This is a genomic window from Sphingomonas sp. CCH15-F11, from assembly GCF_001557005.1.
In the GTDB taxonomy this organism is placed as follows: Bacteria; Pseudomonadota; Alphaproteobacteria; order Sphingomonadales; family Sphingomonadaceae; genus Sphingomonas.
In genome coordinates this window covers 1-4,199 of the sequence record NZ_LSKG01000077.1, presented here as the reverse complement: position 1 = coordinate 4,199, position 4,199 = coordinate 1, and the positions used below count along the sequence as shown (strand labels likewise).

At 60.8% G+C, this 4,199-nt stretch carries 5 protein-coding genes and 2 pseudogenes; 4 read left to right on the top strand and 3 right to left on the bottom strand.

Annotation, left to right across the window (positions count from 1 at the left end; genetic code table 11):
- Together AX709_RS19145 and AX709_RS07465 are read left to right on the top strand one after the other, a co-directional pair.
- Positions 1-507 (top strand): annotated as a pseudogene (locus AX709_RS19145) (hypothetical protein); the annotation flags it as partial.
- Positions 508-1,009: 502 nt separating this feature from the next.
- Positions 1,010-1,888 (top strand): replication initiation protein, encoded by an 879-nt coding sequence (locus AX709_RS07465; RefSeq protein WP_066548318.1) that lies wholly within the window; start codon positions 1,010-1,012, stop codon positions 1,886-1,888.
- A 59-nt stretch (positions 1,889-1,947) separates the two neighbouring features.
- On the opposite strand, the gene AX709_RS07460 is transcribed toward AX709_RS07465, so the two are convergent.
- Positions 1,948-2,229 (bottom strand): ribbon-helix-helix domain-containing protein, encoded by a 282-nt coding sequence (locus tag AX709_RS07460; RefSeq protein ID WP_196490168.1) that lies wholly within the window; start codon positions 2,227-2,229, stop codon positions 1,948-1,950.
- Entirely contained in the window at positions 2,229-2,864 is a 636-nt protein-coding gene (locus tag AX709_RS07455; protein ID WP_066212949.1) for a ParA family protein, read from the bottom strand. Before AX709_RS07455 ends, AX709_RS07460 begins: the two co-directional genes overlap by 1 nt.
- A 236-nt stretch (positions 2,865-3,100) precedes the next feature.
- Here AX709_RS07455 and AX709_RS07450 point away from each other — a divergent pair, with 236 nt between their 5' ends.
- Together AX709_RS07450 and AX709_RS07445 are read left to right on the top strand one after the other, a co-directional pair.
- Positions 3,101-3,481: a type II toxin-antitoxin system RelE/ParE family toxin gene (locus AX709_RS07450; RefSeq protein ID WP_066212947.1), complete on the top strand. Its 381-nt coding sequence runs from the start codon at positions 3,101-3,103 to the stop codon at positions 3,479-3,481.
- Positions 3,465-3,794: a helix-turn-helix domain-containing protein gene (locus AX709_RS07445; RefSeq protein ID WP_066212942.1), complete on the top strand. Its 330-nt coding sequence runs from the start codon at positions 3,465-3,467 to the stop codon at positions 3,792-3,794. Before AX709_RS07450 ends, AX709_RS07445 begins: the two co-directional genes overlap by 17 nt.
- 66 nt (positions 3,795-3,860) lie before the next feature.
- On the opposite strand, the pseudogene AX709_RS19140 reads toward AX709_RS07445, so the two are convergent.
- Positions 3,861-4,199, bottom strand: a pseudogene (locus AX709_RS19140) (ribbon-helix-helix domain-containing protein); the annotation flags it as partial.

Sequence of the window (4,199 nt, the reverse complement as noted above, 5' to 3'; positions counted from 1 at the left end):
ATGAGCGATTTCGATATCGAGGCGATCCGCGCCGAAGTCCGCGCGATGGATTTCGTGCGAGGCACGCCCGCGGAAGTCGCCATGTGGCGGGAGGACATGGCGGAGTCGCGCGCCAACCTCGTGATCGAGGACATGGTCCCGACGCCGAACGATGATGCGTTTTTCGACATGATGCTGGACGAAGGCGTGTCCCCTCCCCTCTTCATCGACGAGACCTGGGCCAAGACCAACATGACGCGGACCCACGGCCGAAGCCCGCGCGGGGAGCGCCTGCTGGCCAAGGTGCCGCACGGCCGCTGGCGCACACTGACTTTCATCGCCGCCCTGCGGCACGACCGCATCACCGCCCCGATCGAGCAGATGTTCTCCAAGCTCAAAACGCTGCTGCGCAAAGCCGATGAGCGATCCGTAGAGGCAACCTGGAGGCGGATCGGATCCCTGCTCGACTACTTCACACCCGACGAATGCCGAAACTATCTCGTCAACTCCGGATACGCTTCAACGTGATCCGGTCATGCTCTAGCCCTAAATCCTGCCCTCTTCTTCCCGCTTAGCCTGCGCCGCTCTGGTGACGGCGTAGCCGGCACGCAACAAATAGCGCATCGGCCGTTAGGCCGATTCCGTCGTTGTATCCTGACGCTGGTTATCCACAGACTGGCCTACCCCAAAGCTCACCTTTCGCGGTTCAGATTCTCTAATTCTTCTGATTCAAGATTCAGGGCGCTGAAAGGCCCGGATTTCTGCGGAAAAACGACTTCAACGGTGAGCGTTGGGGTCGAGTCGCGTGAGTTTCGGGGTAGCGTGCGGTGAGTTTTAGGGTCGGTAAAGGTGAGTGTTCGGGCCGGGTCCGGTGAGCTTCGGGGTAGCCGGGCAACCGGGTCGGCGGTGACGGTGAGTTTTGGGGTAGCCCCCTCACCGTTTCCATCGGGGAGCCGGAACATTTGCCTGGCTCACTTTTCGCGGTTAGGGTGAGTCGATAAGCCCCTCTTGCTCACCGTTGGTCAAGCCTATGTCCCAACCTGCCGTGGTCGATATGTCCTTCCGCACGCTGGCGCAAAAGGGGCGCGGAAATCCCTTTGATCCCGCCAATTACGGGGAAATCGTCAAGCCCGGCGAGCTGGTCGATATCGTCGAGCTAAGCCCCCTCACCCTCGCTGATCGCCGTATCTACAACCTGCTCATCGCCAATGCCTGGGAGCGTATTGGCGAGCCGATCATCCATCGCATTGCGAAGTCGGGACTGAAAGGGACGCACCAGGGCAACGAGCGCGTGGAAAGCTCGCTGCTACGTCTCATGGGCACTATCGCGATCGTCACGATCCGCAAGGACGGCAAGAGCTACAAGCGCCGCGTCCAGCTCCTCGGCCCCAGCGATGAAAGCCTCGAAAAGGACGGCTTCCTTCACTACCGCATCCCCGAAGAATTGATCGAGATACTGCGGAACAGTCAGGTCTATGCCCGTCTCAAGACGCAGGTAATGTATTGCTTTGAGTCGAAATACGCCCTCTGCCTCTATGAAATGATCGAGCGTCGCATCGGTTTGGAATACAAGCAGAAAGAGGAGTTCACGATCGAGGAGGTGCGCGGCCTGCTCAACGTCCCCGAGGGGAAACTTGAGCGCTTCGCCGATCTGAACAAATACTGCCTCAAGGTCGCTGTCGAGGAAATCAACAAGCTCTGCCCCTTCTATGTCGATTTCACGCCGATCAAGAACGGGCGCAAGGTCGAACGGGTGGCGCTCCACTGGTTCCCGAAAACGTCCAGCGGTAAGCGCGACGCACAGAACCTGATCGACCAACACAGCATCGTGCGACGCGCTAAGCTGCGTGGCGGGATTCCCGAGCTGCCCGTGCTGGTGGATTTCAGCACGCCCGCCGCGCAAAGGTGAGGCGCTGCCCCAAAATTCACTTTTCGATGATGCAAGTATAGCAGTATATTTGTATACTCCTATACGCTACGTGCGACGCGGCCCCTGCCCTTCTTCACGAAAAGATCGTCCAGCGCCTCACCTAGCAGGCTCTGCACCGTCGTTCCCTCCTCGGCCGCAAGAATACGGAGCTGCGTGCTGACCTCGGGAGCGAAATGTCCCCCTATCAGCTTGGTCCCCTGCCGCCCGGCCTGCGCGGGTCTGGCGGGGATTGGCGCAACGGTCGGGACGGGCGTCGCCGACGTGTCACCGCCGGCCTTGGCCCGGTCGAGCATCGCCTGGAGCGTGTTGCCCTTCGCCATCACGCCACCTCCGCCTTATCGTATAGGCGTATAACCGTATACTCGTATAGGCGGTTGATTTCCGCTGCGGCCGGGCCGTTCGGCTCGAACTCCTGCACTGCCTGGCCTGTGGCCTGCGCGCGGAAGAACGCCTTGCGGTTGCCGATCGTCACCGGACAGACCGCCGCGCCCAGCTCCTCGACTGCTTTCATCGCATCGCCCGTCTCCTGTCCTTGGGGCGGGACGAATGTCAGCACGACGGCGAAGGCGCGATCGAGCTGCCGCACCACGTCCAACGTGTGCGTCATGCTCATTGTATCGAACACCGCCGTCTTCGTCGGCACGAGGATGAAGTCGGCGTGCCGTGCGGCCTCATAGGCAACATCACGCGCGACGGCCGCGCCATCGATCACCACAAGGTCCGTGCCGGCGTCGGCACAGGCCTTGAGCATCGCCGCGAGCCGCACCGGCTGGATCGAGGCGACGGCGGGCGTGTCAAGCTGGCGCACATCTTTCCAGAACGATGCTGTCGCCTGCGGGTCTAGGTCGATGATCGCGGTTTCCTTGCCTGCCTGCTCGGCCGCCACGGCAAGGCACGTCGCCAGCGTCGTTTTTCCGACGCCGCCTTTCTGCGACAGGATGGCGAGAACCTTCATGCTACACTCCTACAGGTATAGATTTATACTTGTATACAGATATGCAGCGTGGAATGAAAGGGGATCACGACTTACCCCGCCAGTGGATCGTCACCGACAGGCCGAGACCGCTCGCGGACTCGGGGAGCGAAGCGGGTAGGAGCCACGGTGCCGCGAAGCGGTAGGCGCACCATCGCTTAAGCGGGTTGAAAGTGTCTGCCTGTGTGCTATAGTTCTGGGTATTATAGGACGATGCCGTGCGGATTTTCAAAACCAAATGGGTCGCGCGGTTCGTCCGACGTGAACGAATTAGTGACGCGGATTTGAAGGAGGCGATCGAGCGAGCCGAGCGTGGGCTTATCGACGCCGATCTGGGTGGCGGCCTCATCAAGCAGCGCGTCGCGCGACCAGGGCAGGGACGATCGGGCGGGTTTCGCATGATCGTGGCCTATCGGACGGAGGATCGGGCGTTTTTCCTCTACGGCTTTGCCAAGAGCGAGCGGGAGAACATCGATGACGACGAATTGCAGACCTTGCGGGACATCGCCGCCGAGTTCCTGGCGAACGACGACACCGCCCTTGATGAAGCCGTGAGCATCGGCAAGCTACAGGAGATTGAGAATGGCGAAGACGCTTAGCACGCTGACCGAGGCGCTCCTCGAGACGGCCGACGACATGCACAGCGTTGGTCTGATGGGCGATGACACCTATCGGAAGATCACCGTCCGCCACCTGGGGCCGGATGCGCCGCCTACGGCCGCGCCGATCACGCCCGATGAAATTCGCGGCGTGCGCGAAGAGGCGCATTTGAGTCAGGCCGCGCTCGCCAAATACCTGAACCTTACGACGGGTTATGTTTCGCAGCTCGAACGGGGCACCAAGCAAGCCAAGGGACCGGCGCTCGCGCTGCTGAATGTCATCCGCCGCAAGGGCATCGAAGTGGTTCAGTGATGGATAAACGAACGGAACAGCGTGGCCGGGCTGCAAAGCCAGCGGGATAGAGGCAGCCCGGACGCGCTATGATAGGGAAGGGGGGAGACGCCCGCCTTCTCGCTCGGCGGATTGACGCGTCGCCGCAACGGCCTCATCGATCAGGGCTTCCAGCTTCGCCGGCGACAAGTCCGCGAATTTGGCGCGCACTTCTTCAACGGTTCGATCAAACGCCCGCCACTTGCGGGTGAGAGTCGTCATAGAACCTCCCAAGCAAAACCTACGTGCAGGATCACATGATAGGCGCTTGCCGCTGGATAGATAAATACAGCGAATTTTCTGCTTTCGTTCCGCTCGGTCGTGACTCATAGAATCGTCATGCCGATCGCGCGCGAACATCGCTGGCTTTACCCGATCGACTGGCGC